We start from the raw sequence: 17,380 nt of genomic DNA, 5'->3' as shown, positions 1-17,380 counted from the left end.
GATGGCAAGGGAGGTACAGGGCTGGGTGATGAAAATCATACCGGTCCTGAATAAATTTGATAAAGCTGACCAAATTGAATGGCAAGACGTTTTCACTTAATTGTTTATACATAGAAAGTGCGGAAGCATTTCCTGACACAACCCTCACCCTGACTAATGGCAAGAAGATTGTTGTGAAAGAGACAGTAGAAGACGTGGAAAATAAGACAGTTTCCTTCTATCGAAAGATTAATATATTGGGACTGCGGAATGCTGCGGGGGTTCAAGATGAAGAATAAATTGCTTACGATAACTCTGATATTGTTAGTGACGATTACCTTGGTAGGTGTGCTGGCCCTTGTCGTTTTATTGAAATTCAATGAAGATGAAACAAAAGAACCGACTATTGATGAAGTGATTGAAGCATCGGTGGACGTTCCGGAACTTACTACTAACCTGCTCAGCGGGGATTACATTAAAATTTCCTTCAAAGTCCAGACGGACGGCAAAAAAGCAAAGGAAGAGCTGGAAAAAAGGGACTTTCAAGTGAAAAATATCATCATTGAAGAACTTTCCGAATTGAAATCGGATGAACTTCAGGGCAAAGAAGGAAAACAGCAGCTGGAAACGACCATTAAAGATAAAGCTAACAGCCTTATGCAAGAGGGGAAAGTCGAAAGAGTCTATATCACCTCTTATATAATTCAATAAGAATGCTGAAGCAGGAAGCGGGGTGAGGAAATGTCCAGTGAGGTGCTCTCGCAAAATGAGATAGATGCATTATTATCTGCACTCTCTACAGGTGAAATGAGTGCAGAGGATTTTAAAAAAGATGAAGAAGAGAAAAAAGTAAAAGTTTACGATTTTAAGAGAGCTTTAAGATTCTCAAAAGATCAAATCAGAAGTTTGACCAGGATACATGAAAACTTTGCAAGAATCCTGACTACCTACTTTTCAGCACAGCTGAGAACCTATGTACAGATATCCGTGGTATCAGCCGATCAGGTGCCGTTTGAAGAGTTTGTAAGGTCGGTACCTAAAATGACGATATTGAATATCTTTGATGTTCCCCCTTTGGACGGCCATATATTAATGGAAGTCAATCCTAATATTGGCTATGCCATGATGGACCGTGTAATGGGCGGCAAGGGAACTGGGATGAATAAGATCGAAAACCTGACTGAAATCGAAACCAAAATCATGTCCAACCTTTTTGAAAGGGCATTTGATAACCTTCGTGACGCTTGGAGCAATATAGCCGAAATAGATCCGATACTTGCAGAGTTTGAAGTCAATCCTCAATTTTTGCAGATGGTCTCTCCTAACGAAACCGTTGTCGTCATTTCTATGAATACCACAATTGGAGAAACCAGCGGAATGATTAACATTTGTATACCGCATGTCGTCCTGGAGCCGATCATTCCTAAATTATCGGTCAGCTACTGGATGCAGACGAAAGCAAAGGAAAATGATCCTTTGGAATCAGAAAAACTCGAGAAACGAATTAAAACAGCCCAAGTGCCGGTCGTGGCTGAATTGGGCAGCTCAGATATTACAATCGATGATTTTCTGATGCTGGATATTGGCGATGTTATACAGTTGAACAGACGAATAGATGCGCCTTTGACTGTTAAGGTGGGGGAAATCCCGAAATTCACTGCACAGCCTGGTGAGCAGAACAAAAAACTTGCTGTACAGATACTAGATTCTTTGAAGGGGGGAGAAGAGGATGATGAGTGATGATATGTTATCACAAGACGAAATAGATGCCCTGTTGAGAGGCACAGCCAGCGAAGAAAAGGAACCAGCTTCTTCTCAAAAGTTAAATGTTGAAGAGTACTTGAGTGAGTTTGAACAGGACGCCTTGGGGGAAATTGGGAATATTTCATTTGGCAGTTCAGCAACGGCGCTCTCTACCCTGCTGAACCAAAAGGTCGAAATTACCACACCGAAGGTATCCATCCTGGAAAGAAGCAGGTTGGAAGATGACTTTCCGCATCCTTATGTGGCTATCCAGGTTCAATATACAGAAGGCTTTTCTGGTGCCAACCTCCTGGTCATAAAGCAGGAAGATGCAGCCATTATAGCTGACTTGATGCTGGGGGGAGATGGGTTAAGTCCTTCAGCAGACCTTGGCGAAATACAAGTAAGTGCCGTTCAGGAAGCAATGAACCAAATGATGGGTTCTGCTGCAACTTCCATGTCGACAGTATTTAGTAAAAGGGTGGATATTTCCCCTCCAACAGTTGATATGATGTATCTCCCTAAAGGGGAAGGTGCCGAAAACATTCCTGAACAAGATTTGCTGACAAAGATTTCTTTCACATTAAAGGTGGGAAATCTGATTGATTCCAACATTATGCAACTGCTGCCTTTACCATTTGCTAAACAGCTTGTCGAAGAATTAACAAATAATAGCGACACTTCTTCGACAAATTCCGATATAATGGAACAGGGCAATGCCGAGCAGAATAACACGAACCCGAATGTTGAACCACAAATGGCAACGTCTTATAGTCAGCCGGACCCTTTCAACGAAACACCAGTTTATCAGGCACCTGAAAGGACGCAGCCTCAGCACTTTGGAGGAAGCCAGATGAATGAACAGCCGGTCAATGTCCAGCCTGCATCATTCTCAAGCTTTGATCAGGCACCGGTTCATAAGTCAGAAAGCAAAAACCTGGACATGCTCCTGGATATTCCATTGAATGTGACAGTGGAGCTTGGCAGGACGAATCGTTCCGTTAAAGATATTCTTGAGTTATCTTCAGGCTCGATTATTGAACTCGATAAGCTTGCCGGCGAACCGGTCGATGTCCTGGTAAACAGCAGACTCATAGCTAAAGGCGAAGTGGTTGTTATTGATGAAAACTTTGGAGTAAGAATTACAGACATTGTCAGTCAATCTGATAGATTAAAAAAATTGAAGTAAAACGGGGGAAAAGAAAATGGCAAATAGAATTTTAATAGTTGACGATGCGGCATTTATGAGAATGATGATCAAGGATATTCTTTCCAAGAACGGCTTTGAGGTTGTTGGAGAAGCAGCGGACGGCAATCAGGCAGTGGAGAAATTTAAAGAGTTGAACCCTGATTTGGTTACCATGGATATTACAATGCCAGAAAAAGATGGCATTGCAGCTCTTAAAGAAATAAAAGCAATAGATGGGAATGCCAAAATCATCATGTGTTCTGCAATGGGCCAGCAGGCGATGGTCATCGATGCCATCCAGGCCGGTGCCAAGGACTTCATCGTTAAGCCATTCCAGGCGGACCGTGTCATTGAAGCTATTCAAAAAGCGTTAAGTTAAACAAATTTAAAAGGTTGATAGATGATGTACTATTACAAGCCGCGCAAGCAAGAGAATTATAGAGAAGGTGCTTTTTTTGAGAAACATATCTAGGAAGCTTTTTTTCATTATTGCTTTTATAGCTGCTCTGCATATGACTGGAAACCTTCCAGTATATGCAGGGGTTGATGGAACTGTGAAAGACTACTTGGAACAGTCCGATGAGCGTAATGAAGAAGAACAGCCTGCAGCAGAACAAAATACCATCAGCAATCCCCAGCCCGCCACAGGTGTAACAGCCATGGACTACATGAAAATGATCTTTGCGCTTGTATTTGTTATTGCTTTAATTTATTTTTTACTCAAATTTATCAATCAAAGAAGCAAATCATTTCAGCAGACCAAGTTGATTCATAACCTGGGAGGAACCGCACTCGGAGGAAACCGCTCCGTGCAGCTCGTTAAGGTTGGTGAAAGGATCCTGATCCTCGGTGTAGGGGAAGACATTCAACTATTGAAGGAAATTGACGGGTCAGAGGAAAAAGCAGAGATACTTCACTACTATGAAGATAAATCTCAAGGGCTGCAGCAGCAAAAGGACCTTTTAACTCAATGGCTGGGCAAGAAGTCCGGTATTTCTTCTGATAAACCCAAAGAAGAGCAGTCATTTCAAGCATTGCTGAAATCGCAGATAGATGATGTAAGGAAAGGCAGAAAAAAGATGCTTAAAGATCTTAACAGCAGGGAGAAGGATAACAATGAATGAGTTCATGGAGTTTTTTAATTCAACTTCCCCCGATTCTGTTTCAACATCTGTAAAACTTCTGCTGCTCTTTACTGTCCTTTCCATTGCTCCGAGTATCCTGATATTAATGACTTCGTTTACCAGGATTGTCATCGTGCTGTCATTTGTCAGAACCTCATTGGCCACACAGCAGATGCCCCCTAATCAGGTTTTGATGGGATTAGCGCTTTTCTTGACATTTTTCATCATGGCACCGACCTTTCAGGAAGTAAATGAAACGGCTTTGACTCCTTTATTCAATGAGGAAATCAACCTGGAGGAAGCCTATGATAATGCAGCTATGCCGTTTAAGGATTTCATGAGTAAGCATACGAGGCAGAAAGACCTTGAACTGTTCCTGAATTACTCTGGTGCAGAAAGGCCCGAATCCATTGAGGACATTCCATTGACAGCTCTCGTACCCGCTTTTGCTTTAAGTGAAATTAAGACGGCTTTCCAGATCGGGTTTATGATTTTTATTCCCTTTCTTGTCATTGATATGGTCGTTGCCAGTGTACTGATGTCCATGGGGATGATGATGCTTCCTCCGGTTATGATATCTTTGCCGTTCAAAATTTTGCTTTTCGTCTTGGTAGACGGCTGGTATCTGGTCGTCAAATCACTGCTGCAAAGCTTTTAAGTAGGTGAATAACTATGAATGTAGAATCGGTAATTGCTTTAGCTGAAAGAGGAGTCTATACAACATTGGTGATTTGCGGTCCGTTGCTTTTGCTTGCCTTGGTTGTCGGTCTCGTTGTCAGTATTTTTCAGGCAACCACTCAGATTCAGGAACAGACTCTGGCGTTTATCCCGAAGATTGTCGCAGTCCTTGTTGGTGTTGTCTTTTTCGGCCCGTGGATGCTTACTAAAATGGTCACATATACATCTGAAATCTTCTCAAATTTAAACAGGTTTGTAGGATAACTGAAATGGAAGAATTGATTCCAAATCTGTCTATCTTTCTATTAGTTTTTACAAGGGTTTCTGCTTTCTTTGTGACCCTTCCGCTATTTTCATATAGATCCATTCCGGCACAGCACCGAATCGGTTTCTCCGGTGTGATTGCCTGGATTATGTATTATTCTATTGATGCCTCTCCGATGGTAATTGACGCGGCCTATTTTCTTTTGATTGTGAAAGAAGCTTTAATTGGCCTTTTGATCGGATTCACAGCTTACATGATCATAGCGGCCATACAGGTTGCAGGCAGCTTCATCGATTTTCAAATGGGGTTTGCCATAGCCAATGTCATTGATCCGCAGACCGGAGCTCAATCCCCGCTGGTTGGGCAGTATCTATATACTTTTGCTCTTTTGCTTTTGCTGGCTCTCGATGGGCATCACCTGCTTCTCGATGGTGTATTTTACAGTTATCAGTTTATTCCAATCGATCAGCCATGGATTCCTCTCGGAAATGAGAACCTGACAGAATATGTTGTGAAAACTTTTAACTCTGTGTTTATCATAGCTTTTCAAATGTCGATTCCTGTTGTAGCTACACTCTTTCTGGTAGACGTTGCGTTAGGAATAGTGGCAAGGACTGTCCCTCAGCTTAACATCTTCGTAGTGGGGTTCCCTATTAAAATTGCAGTCAGCTTCCTGGTTTTATTCATTGTGCTTGGTGCCATGATGACGGTTATGCAGCAAATGTTTGAATTGATGGTTTACACCATGAGAGATCTTATGAAAATTATCGGAGGCGCTTGAATTGAATTTGCTTTCCCTTGATCTGCAGTATTTTGCAGGTGAAAAAACTGAAAAAGCTACACCGAAAAAACGCCAGGATTCAAGGAAGAAGGGACAAACAGCGAAGAGCCAGGATGTGAATACAGCTGTCATTTTACTTGCTGTATTTTTATTTTTGACTTTTACTGCTTCCTATATAGGAAATATCGTTTTTGATTTATTCCGTACTTCTTTTCAGGATTATATGATGATGGACCTTACTCAAGATTCCTTTATGTTGATTGTGATGGAAGTATTGCAGCAGGTTGCAATATTGCTCGGGCCTATCATGCTGGTCGCTTTGCTTGCAGGCGTTTTCTCTAATTATGTTCAAGTCGGTGTCATGTTCACTGGAGAACCCTTGCAGCCAAAGCTTGAAAAAATTGATCCAATCAAAGGGGCAAAACGGATATTCTCTCTAAGAGCAATAGTCGAATTGTTGAAGTCGATATTGAAAATCGGATTTGTTGGTGCCATAACGTTTGTCATTTTATGGTTAAATATTGATGAAGTATTGCTGCTTTCATTTAAATCCGCCCATGACTCGTTAGCGACAATGGCGTCGCTGACAGTACAAATGGGTATTGCTGCTTCATTGGCCCTTCTGTTTTTATCCGTTTTTGACTATCTATATCAAAAATATGATTTTGAAAAAAATATCCGGATGTCCAAACAGGATATCAAAGATGAACATAAAAACAGTGAGGGAGATCCCCTCATCAAATCTAAGATAAAGCAAAGACAGAGGGAAATGGCGATGAGGCGGATGATGCAGGAAGTGCCTGAAGCAGATGTCGTCATTACCAATCCGACCCACTTTGCCATCGCATTGAAGTATGATGAAAGCCAATCCGATGCTCCTTATGTCGTGGCAAAAGGGGTCGATTATCTAGCTCAGAAAATTAAATTCATTGCCAGTGAAAATGATGTCATTATGGTAGAAAACCGGCCGCTGGCACGGTCACTATATGACAGTGCCGAAATAGGCGATGCGATACCAGAAGAGTTTTTTAAGGCAGTGGCCGAAATTCTGGCCTATGTTTACAGGATGAAAAATCAGCTGTAACAGCTTAAGTTAGGAGGGAATGCAGATGTCAGTAAGAGATTTATCCGTTTTATCCAGTGTTATTCTTATAGTAGCTATGCTTATCATTCCTTTTCCGCCTTGGCTGTTAAGTGTACTGATCATTATTAATATTTCCTTGGCGCTCTTGGTTCTTCTGATTTCGATGAATATGAATGAGCCGCTGCAATTTGCCATATTTCCCTCATTGCTGCTGCTATTGACACTGTTCAGGCTGGGACTGAATGTGTCAACAACCCGTTCCATTCTCAGTAACGGGGAAGCGGGAGATGTAGTAGAAACCTTCGGAACTTTTGTAGTCGGGGGAAATGTCCTGGTAGGACTTGTAGTATTCATTATCTTAATCATTATCCAATTTGTCGTTATTACCAAAGGTTCTGAGCGGGTTTCCGAGGTCGCGGCAAGATTCACTCTTGATGCCATGCCGGGTAAGCAGATGAGTATAGATGCAGACCTGAACGCCGGGATCATTTCTGAACATGATGCCAGGGCGCGCAGGGAAAAAGTAAGCAGCGAAGCAGACTTCTATGGAGCGATGGATGGTGCTTCTAAGTTTGTCAAAGGAGATGCGATTGCCGGGATCATTATCGTGATGATGAACTTGATTTTTGGAATCATCATAGGGATGACCCAGCAGGGACTGCCGATAGGAGAGGCGGCCACACGCTATTCATTATTGACAGTGGGAGATGGAATCGTCAGCCAGATTCCAGCCCTTTTGATTTCAACCGCAACCGGTATTGTTGTGACCAGGGCAGCCTCTGATGGAAACCTCGGACAGGATATCATGAATCAGCTTCTGGCTTTTCCGCCGATGCTTTATGTATCCGGAGCCACCATTTTTCTTCTGGGGTTATTTACTCCAATTAACGATATTTTGACCATACCAGTAGCTGCTGCTCTTGGAATTGGCGGATATATGCTGTCCCGGGCACCAAAAGAAGATGAAGAAGACCTCATTGAAATGGAAGAAGAGAGAGAACAGGATGAAATGAAAAGCCCTGAGAGCGTGGTCAGCTTGTTGAATGTGGATCCGATTGAGTTTGAATTCGGTTACGGTCTAATACCGTTAGCCGATGCCAACCAAGGAGGCGATCTCCTTGACCGGGTTGTCATGATTCGAAGACAGCTGGCGATAGAACTTGGATTGGTCATTCCTGTCGTACGCATAAGGGATAATATCCAATTACAGCCCAATGAATACAGGCTGAAAATTAAAGGGAACGAAATGGCCAGGGGGGAACTGCTGCTGGACCACTACTTAGCCATGAGCCCTGGAGTGGAAGATGAGTCTATAGAAGGTATCGATACAGTTGAACCTTCCTTTGGTCTTCCGGCCAAGTGGATTGGCGAAGATATGAAAGAGCAGGCCGAGATTTTCGGTTACACAGTGGTAGACCCACCTTCAGTTGTTTCCACACATATCACTGAAGTGATCAAGAATAATGCACATGAATTGCTTGGAAGACAGGAGACGAAGCAGCTCATCGATCACCTTCAGGAATCCTATCCTATACTTGTGGAAGAAGTTACTCCGAGTCCTTTGTCTGTTGGCGAAGTACAAAAAGTTCTTGCGAAACTATTAAAAGAGAATGTTTCCATCCGGAACCTTCCGATCATTTTCGAGACCTTGGCTGACTATGGGAAAATGAGCTCTGATACAGATTTATTGGCAGAGTATGTCAGGCAGGCACTGGCAAGACAAATCACTGCACAATATGTTGATCAGGGAGGCAGCCTTAAAGTGGTCACCCTGTCTGGAAGAATCGAAAAACTTATTGCTGATGCTGTTCAACAGACAGAACATGGCAACTATCTATCGATGGATCCTAACGATTCCCAGAGAGTCCTGGAGGCGCTTGCCTCCCAAGTGGAGCAGTTGTCCCTTGTGGAAGAATCACCCATTATTTTATGTTCCCCTGCCATCAGGATGTATGTGAGGCAGTTGATTGAAAGGTACTTCCCTCAAGTACCGACGCTCTCTTACAATGAATTAGAGGCGAACGTTGAAGTCCAGAGTTTAGGGTTGGTGAATATCGAATGAAAGTAAAAAAAATTATTGCGCCTACCATGCCGGAAGCTATGAAAAATATCCGGGCGGAATTGGGTGAGGGTGCTGTTATATTAAATTCCAAGATCATTTACACGGGAGGTTTCCTGGGGTTATTCAAAAAGAAGAATATCGAAGTGATTGCAGCAATTGACCCTAATTCAAACCAAACGGCAAGGGAAAAACGACCGCAGTATAGATCAATAGAAATTAAAGAACAGTCCTCACCACCCGTTATGAAAGCACCCCTTATGAAAGAAACTGGAAACGGTACACAGGAGCTGAAAAAGGAAATCACAGAGCTTCAAAGTATCGTAAGACACTTTAAAACAAAGGATGGATTTGGACATTATCCCGAAAACATCCGAACCCTTCTCTTGTATCTGGAAGATCAGGATATCGACGAAAAGTATACTTTTGAAGCAGCAGAGCATTTAGCAGCTCTTAATGAAAATAAAGAGGCTTCTAATAGTGAACTGAAGACAGCTCTTTTTGAATTTCTACATGGGAAGTTGCACGGCTTCGATTTCGGAGGAATGAGTTACCGCAAAAAATATGTCAATGTCATTGGACCTACTGGAGTCGGCAAGACAACCACTCTTGCGAAAATAGCGTCTGAAGCCGTTCTTGAAAAACGGAAAAAAATCGCATTCATCACTACGGATACTTACAGAATTGCTGCTATAGAACAATTAAAGACATATGCCCAATTATTGAATGTTCCGCTGGAAGTAGTATACAAGCTTGAAGACTTTCAGAAGGCGATAGATAAATTCGCCGATTATGATGTTGTATTCATTGATACTGCCGGCCGGAATTTCAGAGAAGAGAAGTACGTTAAAGATCTGGAAAAAATCATAGATTTTAAAAAAGATATGGAAACATTTCTTGTATTATCCTTGACAGCAAAAGAAAAAGATTTACGTGGCATTATAAAAAATTTCTCCACTGTTCCAATTGAAAAGTTCATTTTTTCCAAGGTTGATGAAACTTCCAGTTATGGAACCATGTACAATCTTATAAGAAACGAAGAGAAGGGCGCGGCTTATTTAACTGCCGGCCAAAGTGTGCCGGAAGATATATCAGAAGCATCTTCTAAACAAATCATTGATTTAGTGATGGAAGGTGCCCCTGAATGAAAGATCAAGCACAAAGTCTAAGGCTTAAGATACTGGAAGCACAATCAAGGAACGCCAAAACTATTGCTGTAGTCAGCGGCAAAGGAGGCGTAGGGAAAACGAACTTTGCGGTGAATTTTTCACTTGCGCTTCAGAAAGAAGGTAAAAAAGTGCTTCTTTTCGATCTTGATATCGGTATGGGGAATATTCATATCATACTGGGAAGGCAGCCGGATAAAACAATTGCTGATTTCATCAATGATCCTTTTTCCAATATAGAAGATATTATCTACCATGATGAAGAGGGAGCCTCCTATATAAGCGGAGGAAACGGGCTGCAGAGTATTATGGAGTGGGATGAAGAGGATGTTGAAAGGTTTTTAACTGCTCTATCAGAACTCACTCAATCCTATGATTATATTGTTTTTGATATGGGTGCCGGTGCTGCCCAGCATACGATGGAGATCCTTATGGCAGTGGAAGATATTTTTGTGGTGACAACACCTGAGCCTACTGCTGTGACGGATGCCTATTCCATGATGAAGTTTATTTACTTAAAAGACAGCGGCAAGCAGTTTTACCTGATTTGCAATAGAGCGGAAACTGAACAAGAGGGAACGGACACTTTGAACAGGCTGAAGCAGGCAATGTCAAAATTCCTGAATACAGAAGTACATCTATTCGGGGTGCTGCCGGAAGATACTGCAGTAAGGAAAGCAGTCACTAGGCAGGTCCCTTTGCTTAACTCTTATCCTCAGTCGTCAATTGTCCTGTCATTGAACCGGCTGCTGAGACAGTATCTTGCAGGAATCACGACATTTACACCTGCCGGGAAAAAAGGTTTTGTTTCTAATTTGAAACGGCTTCTGTTCAGGAGGAACGTCTGATGATTCGTAAAAAAGTTCTGGTTGTTGATGATTCAGCCTTTATGAGGAAGTTAATAACGGATTTCCTCTCCAGCTCATCCAGCCTGGAAGTCGTCGGAACTGCCAGAAATGGCAAAGATGCTCTAGAAAAAATCGAAAAACTGAACCCTGATGTTGTTACTATGGACGTTGAAATGCCCGAGATGAACGGCATCCAGGCTTTGCAAGCCATCATGGACAAGCATCCACTCCCTGTCATCATGCTCTCCTCCACAACCAAAGAAGGAACAGAGAATACTATTACGGCTATGAATAATGGCGCTATTGATTTTGTGGCAAAACCATCGGGAGCTATTTCACTGGATCTTCATAAAGTTAAGGAAGAGTTGGTTTCAAAAGTCCTTAATGCCGGTAAGGTATCTCTTCACCGTCTAAAGACCGTGAATGAGAAAACCCATGTACGCCCCGTTCATCCTAATTTGCATACAGTCAGTAATAGTAATAAGGAATGGAGCAATGGTGCTAAGAAATTGGTTCTCATTGGAACTTCTACAGGGGGACCGCGGGCACTGCAGCAAGTTGTGACCTCGCTTCCTTCAACGATTGGAGCACCGGTCCTGATTGTTCAGCATATGCCCCCTGGGTTTACAAAATCTCTGGCCAATCGGCTGAATACATTATCTGCAATCACTGTTAAAGAAGCAGAGGATGGAGAGCTGTTGAAAAACGGGACAGCCTATATTGCACCTGGCGGCAGCCATTTGAAGGTTAAGCAGGACAGAGCCGGTCTGAAGGCTGTACTCGATGATCTAGAACCACCACGAAACAGCCACCGGCCGGCAGTGGATGTTATGTTTGAATCTGCGAGTGAAATAGCAGAACATGACAAAATAGCTGTTATTATGACAGGAATGGGTTCAGATGGGTCTAAAGGTCTGGTAAAATTGAAGGAGAGCGGTAAGGTCAAGGCTATTGCCGAAACAGAGGATTCCTGTATTGTTTATGGAATGCCAAAGGCTGCCATCTCTACAAATCTAGTAGATGACATCGAATCCTTAGAAAATATCGCTGGCTGCATTATGAAGTATATGCCCTAGAGAGGTGTGGAGAACATGGAATTAAATCAATATTTAGAGGTTTTTATTGAAGAAAGCAAAGAACATTTACAAACCTGCAATGTCCAGTTGCTCGAGCTGGAGAAAAACCCGGAGGATCTTTCTATTGTAAACGAGATTTTCAGATCTGCTCATACGCTGAAAGGCATGGCGGCAACCATGGGATACGAAGACCTCGCCAATTTGACCCATCAAATGGAGAATGTCCTGGATGCTATCCGGAATAATAAACTTCAAGTATCTTCACAGATTTTGGATGTTGTTTTCATGGCTGTCGATGACCTTGAAGCAATGGTCATGTCTATTGCTGAAGGCGGTGACGGCAAACGGGACGTCACTGAGATCGTCAAGAAACTGGCACTAATCGAAAAAGGCGAATCTATCGATAGCTTGAAAGCAAAGGAAGAGGCTGCTGCTGCAGTTACGGAAATAGAATCACCTAGATCTCAAGCGGCTGAGTACGATCAGTTTGAGCAAACCGTTATTCAACAGTCAAAGGAGCAGGGTTACAGCTGCTTCGAAATTTCGGTATCCCTAAGGGAAGACTGCCTGTTGAAAGCAGCGAGAGTCTTTATGGTCTTCGAGGTATTGGAAAAGTGCGGAGAAGTCATTAAATCAGTTCCTGCAGTAGAGGTTTTAGAAGAAGAAAACTTTGACCATGACTTCTTGGTAAGTATCGTCACAAAAGAACCTCAGGAAGACATCAAGAAAAAAGTTTTAAAAGTTTCAGAGGTTGAAAATGTTGATGTTCAGCTTGTTGAACTCCATAAATCAATAGAAGGAACGATTCCTGCAGGCAGGGTGGATGAATCTGTACCAGCCCGGAAGGATTCGACTGAAGACAACGCCGAGAAAGTATCGAGTTTATCACCTCAGACAGCTGAGGCAGTTAAGAAGGAGGCTTCTCCTTCTAAACAAGTTCATGCCGGCAATAAAACGATCAGGGTGAACATTGAACGGCTTGATATATTAATGAACCTTTTTGAGGAGCTGGTCATTGACCGGGGGCGACTCGAACAGATTTCGAAAGAACTTGGTCATCCGGAATTGAACGAAACAGTTGAAAGGATGTCCAGGATTTCCGGAGATCTTCAAAATATCATTCTAAACATGAGAATGGTGCCTGTGGAAACAGTGTTTAACCGTTTCCCTCGAATGATAAGGCAGCTTGCCAGAGATTTAAATAAGAAGATTGAACTTGAAATTATTGGGGCAGAAACAGAGCTGGACCGCACAGTGATTGATGAAATAGGTGACCCGTTAGTCCATTTGCTGAGAAATGCCATTGACCATGGAATCGAAACGCCTGAAATCCGCAGACAGAATGGAAAGCCGGATGAAGGAAAGGTAACTCTAAAAGCCTATCACAGCGGCAACCATGTTTTCATCGAAATCTCTGACAATGGCGGCGGAATCAGCAGGGAGAAAGTGTTGAAAAAGGCTATCTCTCAAGGTGTTGTTTCGGAAGAGGCTGCTTCTGCATTAACGGACAGGCAAGTATACGAACTGATTTTGGCATCCGGATTTTCCACAGCAGAAACCATTTCCGATATATCCGGAAGAGGGGTAGGTCTCGATGTGGTTAAAGCTACGATTGAATCTCTGGGGGGGTCAATTACAATCGACTCGGTATTAGGTGAAGGAAGTACTTTTTCCATACAGCTTCCTCTTACATTATCCATAATTTCTGTAATGCTGGTTGAAGTAGAAAAAGAAAAATATGCTATTCCATTGTCTTCCATTATTGAAACAGCCATTATCAAACGGGAGGACATCTTAAATGCCCATAATCAACAAGTGATTGATTTCAGAGGCAAGGTTGTTCCGCTGCTGTTCTTGGAGGAGGTATTCCAAGTTGCCCAACGTGGGGAAGATGAGTTTTATTCTGTCGTGATTGTACGTAAAGGAGATAGAATGGCAGGACTTGTTGTCGATTCATTCATTGGCCAGCAGGAGGTAGTGCTTAAATCTCTTGGGAATTATCTAACAGACGTATTTGCCATTTCGGGTGCCACCATCCTTGGGGATGGCCAAGTCGCTCTGATAGTGGATTGTAATGCGTTGATCAAATAATGGGAGGCTGGAAAAAAATGAGTGAAATTGCAGTAATATCTGAAAATGTGAAAGTAATTGTTTTTCAATTAATGGGAAAAGAATATGCAATACCAGTCAGCCAGGTACGCTCGATTGAAAAAGTCCAGCATATTACACGCGTTCCCAAAGCTGCTCCTTTTGTTAAAGGTGTCATCAACCTGCGCGGTGTAGTTACTCCTGTCATTGATTTAAGGATCAGGTTTTCACTTCCCGAAGATGTCCATTCTGAAGACACCCGGGTGATTATTGCCGGAGTGAACGACAAGGAAGTGGGGCTTGTCGTAGATGCTGCCAATGATGTGCTGGACATTCCTTCTGAAGCAATCGAATCCCAGCCTGAAGTCGTTGGTGCAGTGGAAGCTGATTATATCAGCGGGGTGGCAAAGCTGGAAAAAAGGCTTCTTGTTCTTTTAAACCTTGAAGAAGTTCTAAATTAGCCACAAGCTGAGTCACTGAATGGTGAATCCAGTGACCCTTTGGATTCATTCCATGATCAGTCAATAACATTGTTAATTGTTCCAAAAACTATCAAACTGGGGTTATTATTTATGGGATTTGAAGAACGGATTACGAGCCTGCAACTGGATATCCTGAAAGAGATCGGGAATATCGGGGCAGGACATGCTGCAACAGCTTTATCTACTTTATTAAACAAAAAGATTGATATGAAAGTCCCACAGGTCAGAGTGGCTTCCTTCGATGAAATGATGGAAATGGCAGGGGGGCCTGATAATGTAGTGGTAAGCGTTTTTCTGCGCATTGAAGGGGAAGCGCCAGGGAGCATGTTTTTTGTTCTGCCATTATCTCAAGGAGCCCGCTTCATTCAACAGATGACTGGCGAAAAGGATTTTTCATTTGAAGAGCCTCCTTATTCTGAACTCGGGCTTTCTGCCATGCAGGAGCTGGGCAATATTCTTTCAGGGTCTTACCTCTCTTCTTTGAGCGACTTCACAAACCTGAATTTATACCCTTCTGTTCCGGCTTTATCAGTGGATATGGCCGGGGCAATAATAAGCTTCGGACTGTTGGAAGTTTCTCAAAAGAGTGACACAGCGATTGTGATCGATACTGCTCTTAAGGAAGAAGAAATACCGGAAACAGAAAGTGTCAGGGGGCATTTCTTCTTGCTTCCTGACCCTGATGCCTTCAATACAATCTTTAAAGCTCTGGGTGTGGAGTTGTGAATACTGTGAAAGAAGTAGTAAAAGTTGGTATCGCGGATATGAACATTGCCACAAGGGGCCAATCCATCCGCACATCTGGGTTAGGCTCTTGTGTCGGGGTCGTCCTTTATGATGAGGTGATACACTTAGCAGGCATGGTCCATGTGATGCTTCCTTCCTCGAGCCTTGCCAATGGCAGCAGCTTGAATCTTGCCAAATTCGCTGATACAGGAGTCAGGGAATTAGCAAACCTCCTTTCGAAACAAGGTGGCAGGATAAGCCGGATGAAAGCCAAAATCGCCGGGGGGGCCCAAATGTTTCAGTTTACCTCAGGAAGCGAACTAATGCGGATTGGACCAAGAAATATAGAATCTGTAAAACAAGCTCTGGACAGCCTGGGAATTCCTTTACTATCGGAGGATGTAGGAGGCAGGAATGGCCGGACGATTGAGTTCCACCTTGATTCTTTCTTATTGAATGTCAGGACAGTCAATATGGGCGTCCGGGACATATGACGGGAACATCCTCTGGAATTTCTGGTTTGCCATCTTTGGCTTCAGCTTATATTTTTTCCTGGCATTCTCAGACGGCGAACCAACAAAAGTTCTCTAGGGTCATTTCTGTCTTCCGCTGCATTTTTTAGGCTGATGTAGCTTATAAGAATGCTGCTGAGAGCCGGGAAGTTTGAGGGTGCTCCGAAAGCGGGAACCATAAAAGGCGTGATTTTGGAAGAGCCAGCAACTCAGGAGACTGACCCTCTGCTGAAAGCACAGAGTATGACGATAAAGAGATTGCTGCCATAATTCAAACGTTTTTAATAAAGGCTGTTTTCGTATATATTGTTGCTTTCAGAAAAATCCCAAGAGCCGGATTTTCTCCAGATACTAAGAACTCTAAACGGAAAGAGCAGCTCTTTTCTTTTCGGGGTTACCAGATTTCACTCCATAATAGGGTTATTTTTCAAAATTAGTATAGAATAGCAACAAAGTTTACGAAAAGAGCCTTAAAAAAAGAATAAGTCATTAGCCCAAGCAGATATAATTTTTTGGTGACATTGTGCAAATGAAAATCAGCCTATATTGAAAAGCCGGGAGGAGGAGTATTATGTCTCAGCCCTCTACAATGGATGAACAAAAGTATTGGGATCTTTGGAAAAAATCAAAAGACCCGCATGCTGGAGATATGCTGGTGAAAAAGTACCTGCCGCTTGTTTCTTACCATGTTCAAAGGGTTTCAGTGGGATTGCCTAAAAATGTTTCCCGGGAGGACTTGAAGAGCCTTGGTCTTATGGGGTTACTCGATGCTTTGGAAAAGTTCGACCCCTCCAGGGATCTGAAATTTGACACCTATGCTTCTTTCAGGGTGCGCGGTTCCATTATTGACGGCCTTAGAAAAGAAGATTGGCTCCCCCGTTCCACAAGGGAGAGGGCCAAGAGAATCGAGGCAAAGATTGAATCAATGGAACAAAAAATGCTTCGCCATGTATCGCCTGAAGAAATAGCTGAAGAACTGCAGATGGAAGAGGGAGAAGTATATCAGACTATGAATGAATACTTCCTTGCCAATGTACTTTCCATTGATGAGCAGCTCTCAGATGAAGAAAACGACGGACAGCATTCTTTTTCTATTAAAGATGAACAAACCATCCTGCCGGAAGCCCAATTGCTTAAAAGTGAAAATATAGAAGAATTAACAGAAACCATCCGGTCATTATCAGAGAAAGAACAGACAGTCCTCAGTTTGTTTTACTACGAGGAACTGACGCTTACAGAAATAGGAGAGGTGATGAGTCTGTCGACTTCAAGGATTTCGCAGATTCACTCCAAAGCAATATTTAAACTTCGCACCTTACTTGGATAAAAAACCTGGATGTTTAACAGTCTTTAACTAAAGGCTCTGTTAAAGACTATTGTCAACATATGGGGAGGAACTAAAGAATCCAATATAAACTGGCACATCAACTTTTCATAATGAATTTGGTTATAAACTCACGATAGAATTAAAAGGAAAAGCAAGTCGATTACCCAGCATTTTTCAAGTTTCTTAATTGGATGAAGCCTTCTTACTGGCACTTGAACCCAATATGTTTTATAACAACAATATTAACTAACAG

At 42.6% G+C, this 17,380-nt stretch carries 19 protein-coding genes; all 19 read left to right on the top strand.

Features of this window, described 5'->3' with window-relative positions:
• Nucleotides 1-56: 56 nt before the first annotated feature.
• Entirely contained in the window at nt 57-278 is a 222-nt protein-coding gene (locus tag FZC78_RS13160; RefSeq protein ID WP_148940157.1) for a flagellar FlbD family protein, read from the top strand.
• Nucleotides 268-690, top strand: coding sequence for a flagellar basal body-associated protein FliL (gene fliL, locus FZC78_RS13155; protein WP_148940156.1), 423 nt, complete (start codon nt 268-270; stop codon nt 688-690). Before FZC78_RS13160 ends, fliL begins: the two co-directional genes overlap by 11 nt.
• Nucleotides 691-720: 30 nt before the next feature.
• The gene (fliM, locus tag FZC78_RS13150) at nt 721-1,719 is read left to right on the top strand and encodes a flagellar motor switch protein FliM (RefSeq protein ID WP_148940155.1); all 999 of its coding nucleotides are present in this window, start codon (nt 721-723) and stop codon (nt 1,717-1,719) included.
• On the top strand, nt 1,709-2,911 hold the full coding sequence (gene fliY, locus FZC78_RS13145) for a flagellar motor switch phosphatase FliY (RefSeq protein WP_148940154.1): 1,203 nt from the start codon (nt 1,709-1,711) through the stop codon (nt 2,909-2,911). The genes fliM and fliY overlap by 11 nt, the downstream gene beginning before the upstream one ends.
• A gap of 16 nt (nt 2,912-2,927) precedes the next feature.
• On the top strand, nt 2,928-3,290 hold the full coding sequence (locus FZC78_RS13140) for a response regulator (RefSeq protein WP_148940153.1): 363 nt from the start codon (nt 2,928-2,930) through the stop codon (nt 3,288-3,290).
• A 76-nt stretch (nt 3,291-3,366) separates the two neighbouring features.
• On the top strand, nt 3,367-4,035 hold the full coding sequence (gene fliO / locus FZC78_RS13135; protein ID WP_148940152.1) for a flagellar biosynthetic protein FliO: 669 nt from the start codon (nt 3,367-3,369) through the stop codon (nt 4,033-4,035).
• Nucleotides 4,028-4,693 carry a flagellar type III secretion system pore protein FliP gene (gene fliP, locus FZC78_RS13130; RefSeq protein ID WP_148940151.1) on the top strand — a complete coding sequence of 222 codons (666 nt, stop codon included), beginning with the start codon at nt 4,028-4,030 and terminating at the stop codon, nt 4,691-4,693. Before fliO ends, fliP begins: the two co-directional genes overlap by 8 nt.
• Before the next feature lie 14 nt (nt 4,694-4,707).
• Nucleotides 4,708-4,977, top strand: a complete 270-nt coding sequence (gene fliQ, locus FZC78_RS13125) for a flagellar biosynthesis protein FliQ (RefSeq protein WP_148940150.1) — start codon at nt 4,708-4,710, stop codon at nt 4,975-4,977.
• Nucleotides 4,978-4,982: 5 nt separating this feature from the next.
• Nucleotides 4,983-5,759: a flagellar biosynthetic protein FliR gene (gene fliR, locus FZC78_RS13120; protein WP_148940149.1), complete on the top strand. Its 777-nt coding sequence runs from the start codon at nt 4,983-4,985 to the stop codon at nt 5,757-5,759.
• A gap of 1 nt (nt 5,760) precedes the next feature.
• Complete coding sequence (gene flhB, locus FZC78_RS13115) at nt 5,761-6,843, top strand: flagellar biosynthesis protein FlhB (RefSeq protein ID WP_148940148.1); 1,083 nt, start codon at nt 5,761-5,763, stop codon at nt 6,841-6,843.
• Nucleotides 6,844-6,868: 25 nt separating this feature from the next.
• A complete protein-coding gene (gene flhA, locus FZC78_RS13110) occupies nt 6,869-8,905 on the top strand; it encodes a flagellar biosynthesis protein FlhA (protein WP_148940147.1) in 2,037 nt (678 codons plus the stop codon).
• On the top strand, nt 8,902-10,050 hold the full coding sequence (gene flhF, locus FZC78_RS13105; protein WP_148940146.1) for a flagellar biosynthesis protein FlhF: 1,149 nt from the start codon (nt 8,902-8,904) through the stop codon (nt 10,048-10,050). The genes flhA and flhF overlap by 4 nt, the downstream gene beginning before the upstream one ends.
• A complete protein-coding gene (locus FZC78_RS13100; RefSeq protein ID WP_148940145.1) occupies nt 10,047-10,916 on the top strand; it encodes a MinD/ParA family protein in 870 nt (289 codons plus the stop codon). The genes flhF and FZC78_RS13100 overlap by 4 nt, the downstream gene beginning before the upstream one ends.
• A complete protein-coding gene (locus FZC78_RS13095) occupies nt 10,916-11,992 on the top strand; it encodes a protein-glutamate methylesterase/protein-glutamine glutaminase (protein WP_148940144.1) in 1,077 nt (358 codons plus the stop codon). Before FZC78_RS13100 ends, FZC78_RS13095 begins: the two co-directional genes overlap by 1 nt.
• Nucleotides 11,993-12,007: 15 nt before the next feature.
• Nucleotides 12,008-14,083: a chemotaxis protein CheA gene (locus FZC78_RS13090; RefSeq protein WP_148940143.1), complete on the top strand. Its 2,076-nt coding sequence runs from the start codon at nt 12,008-12,010 to the stop codon at nt 14,081-14,083.
• Nucleotides 14,084-14,100: 17 nt separating this feature from the next.
• Entirely contained in the window at nt 14,101-14,541 is a 441-nt protein-coding gene (locus FZC78_RS13085) for a chemotaxis protein CheW (protein WP_148940142.1), read from the top strand.
• A gap of 111 nt (nt 14,542-14,652) precedes the next feature.
• A complete protein-coding gene (locus FZC78_RS13080) occupies nt 14,653-15,288 on the top strand; it encodes a chemotaxis protein CheC (protein ID WP_148940141.1) in 636 nt (211 codons plus the stop codon).
• The gene (locus FZC78_RS13075) at nt 15,285-15,782 is read left to right on the top strand and encodes a chemotaxis protein CheD (RefSeq protein WP_148940140.1); all 498 of its coding nucleotides are present in this window, start codon (nt 15,285-15,287) and stop codon (nt 15,780-15,782) included. The genes FZC78_RS13080 and FZC78_RS13075 overlap by 4 nt, the downstream gene beginning before the upstream one ends.
• A gap of 589 nt (nt 15,783-16,371) precedes the next feature.
• A complete protein-coding gene (locus tag FZC78_RS13070; protein WP_148940139.1) occupies nt 16,372-17,127 on the top strand; it encodes a FliA/WhiG family RNA polymerase sigma factor in 756 nt (251 codons plus the stop codon).
• Nucleotides 17,128-17,380 lie beyond the last annotated feature (253 nt).

This window comes from Rossellomorea vietnamensis, assembly GCF_008180415.1.
GTDB classification, from domain to species: Bacteria; Bacillota; Bacilli; order Bacillales; family Bacillaceae_B; genus Rossellomorea; species Rossellomorea vietnamensis_C.
This window is presented reverse-complemented; position numbering and strand designations above follow the sequence as displayed.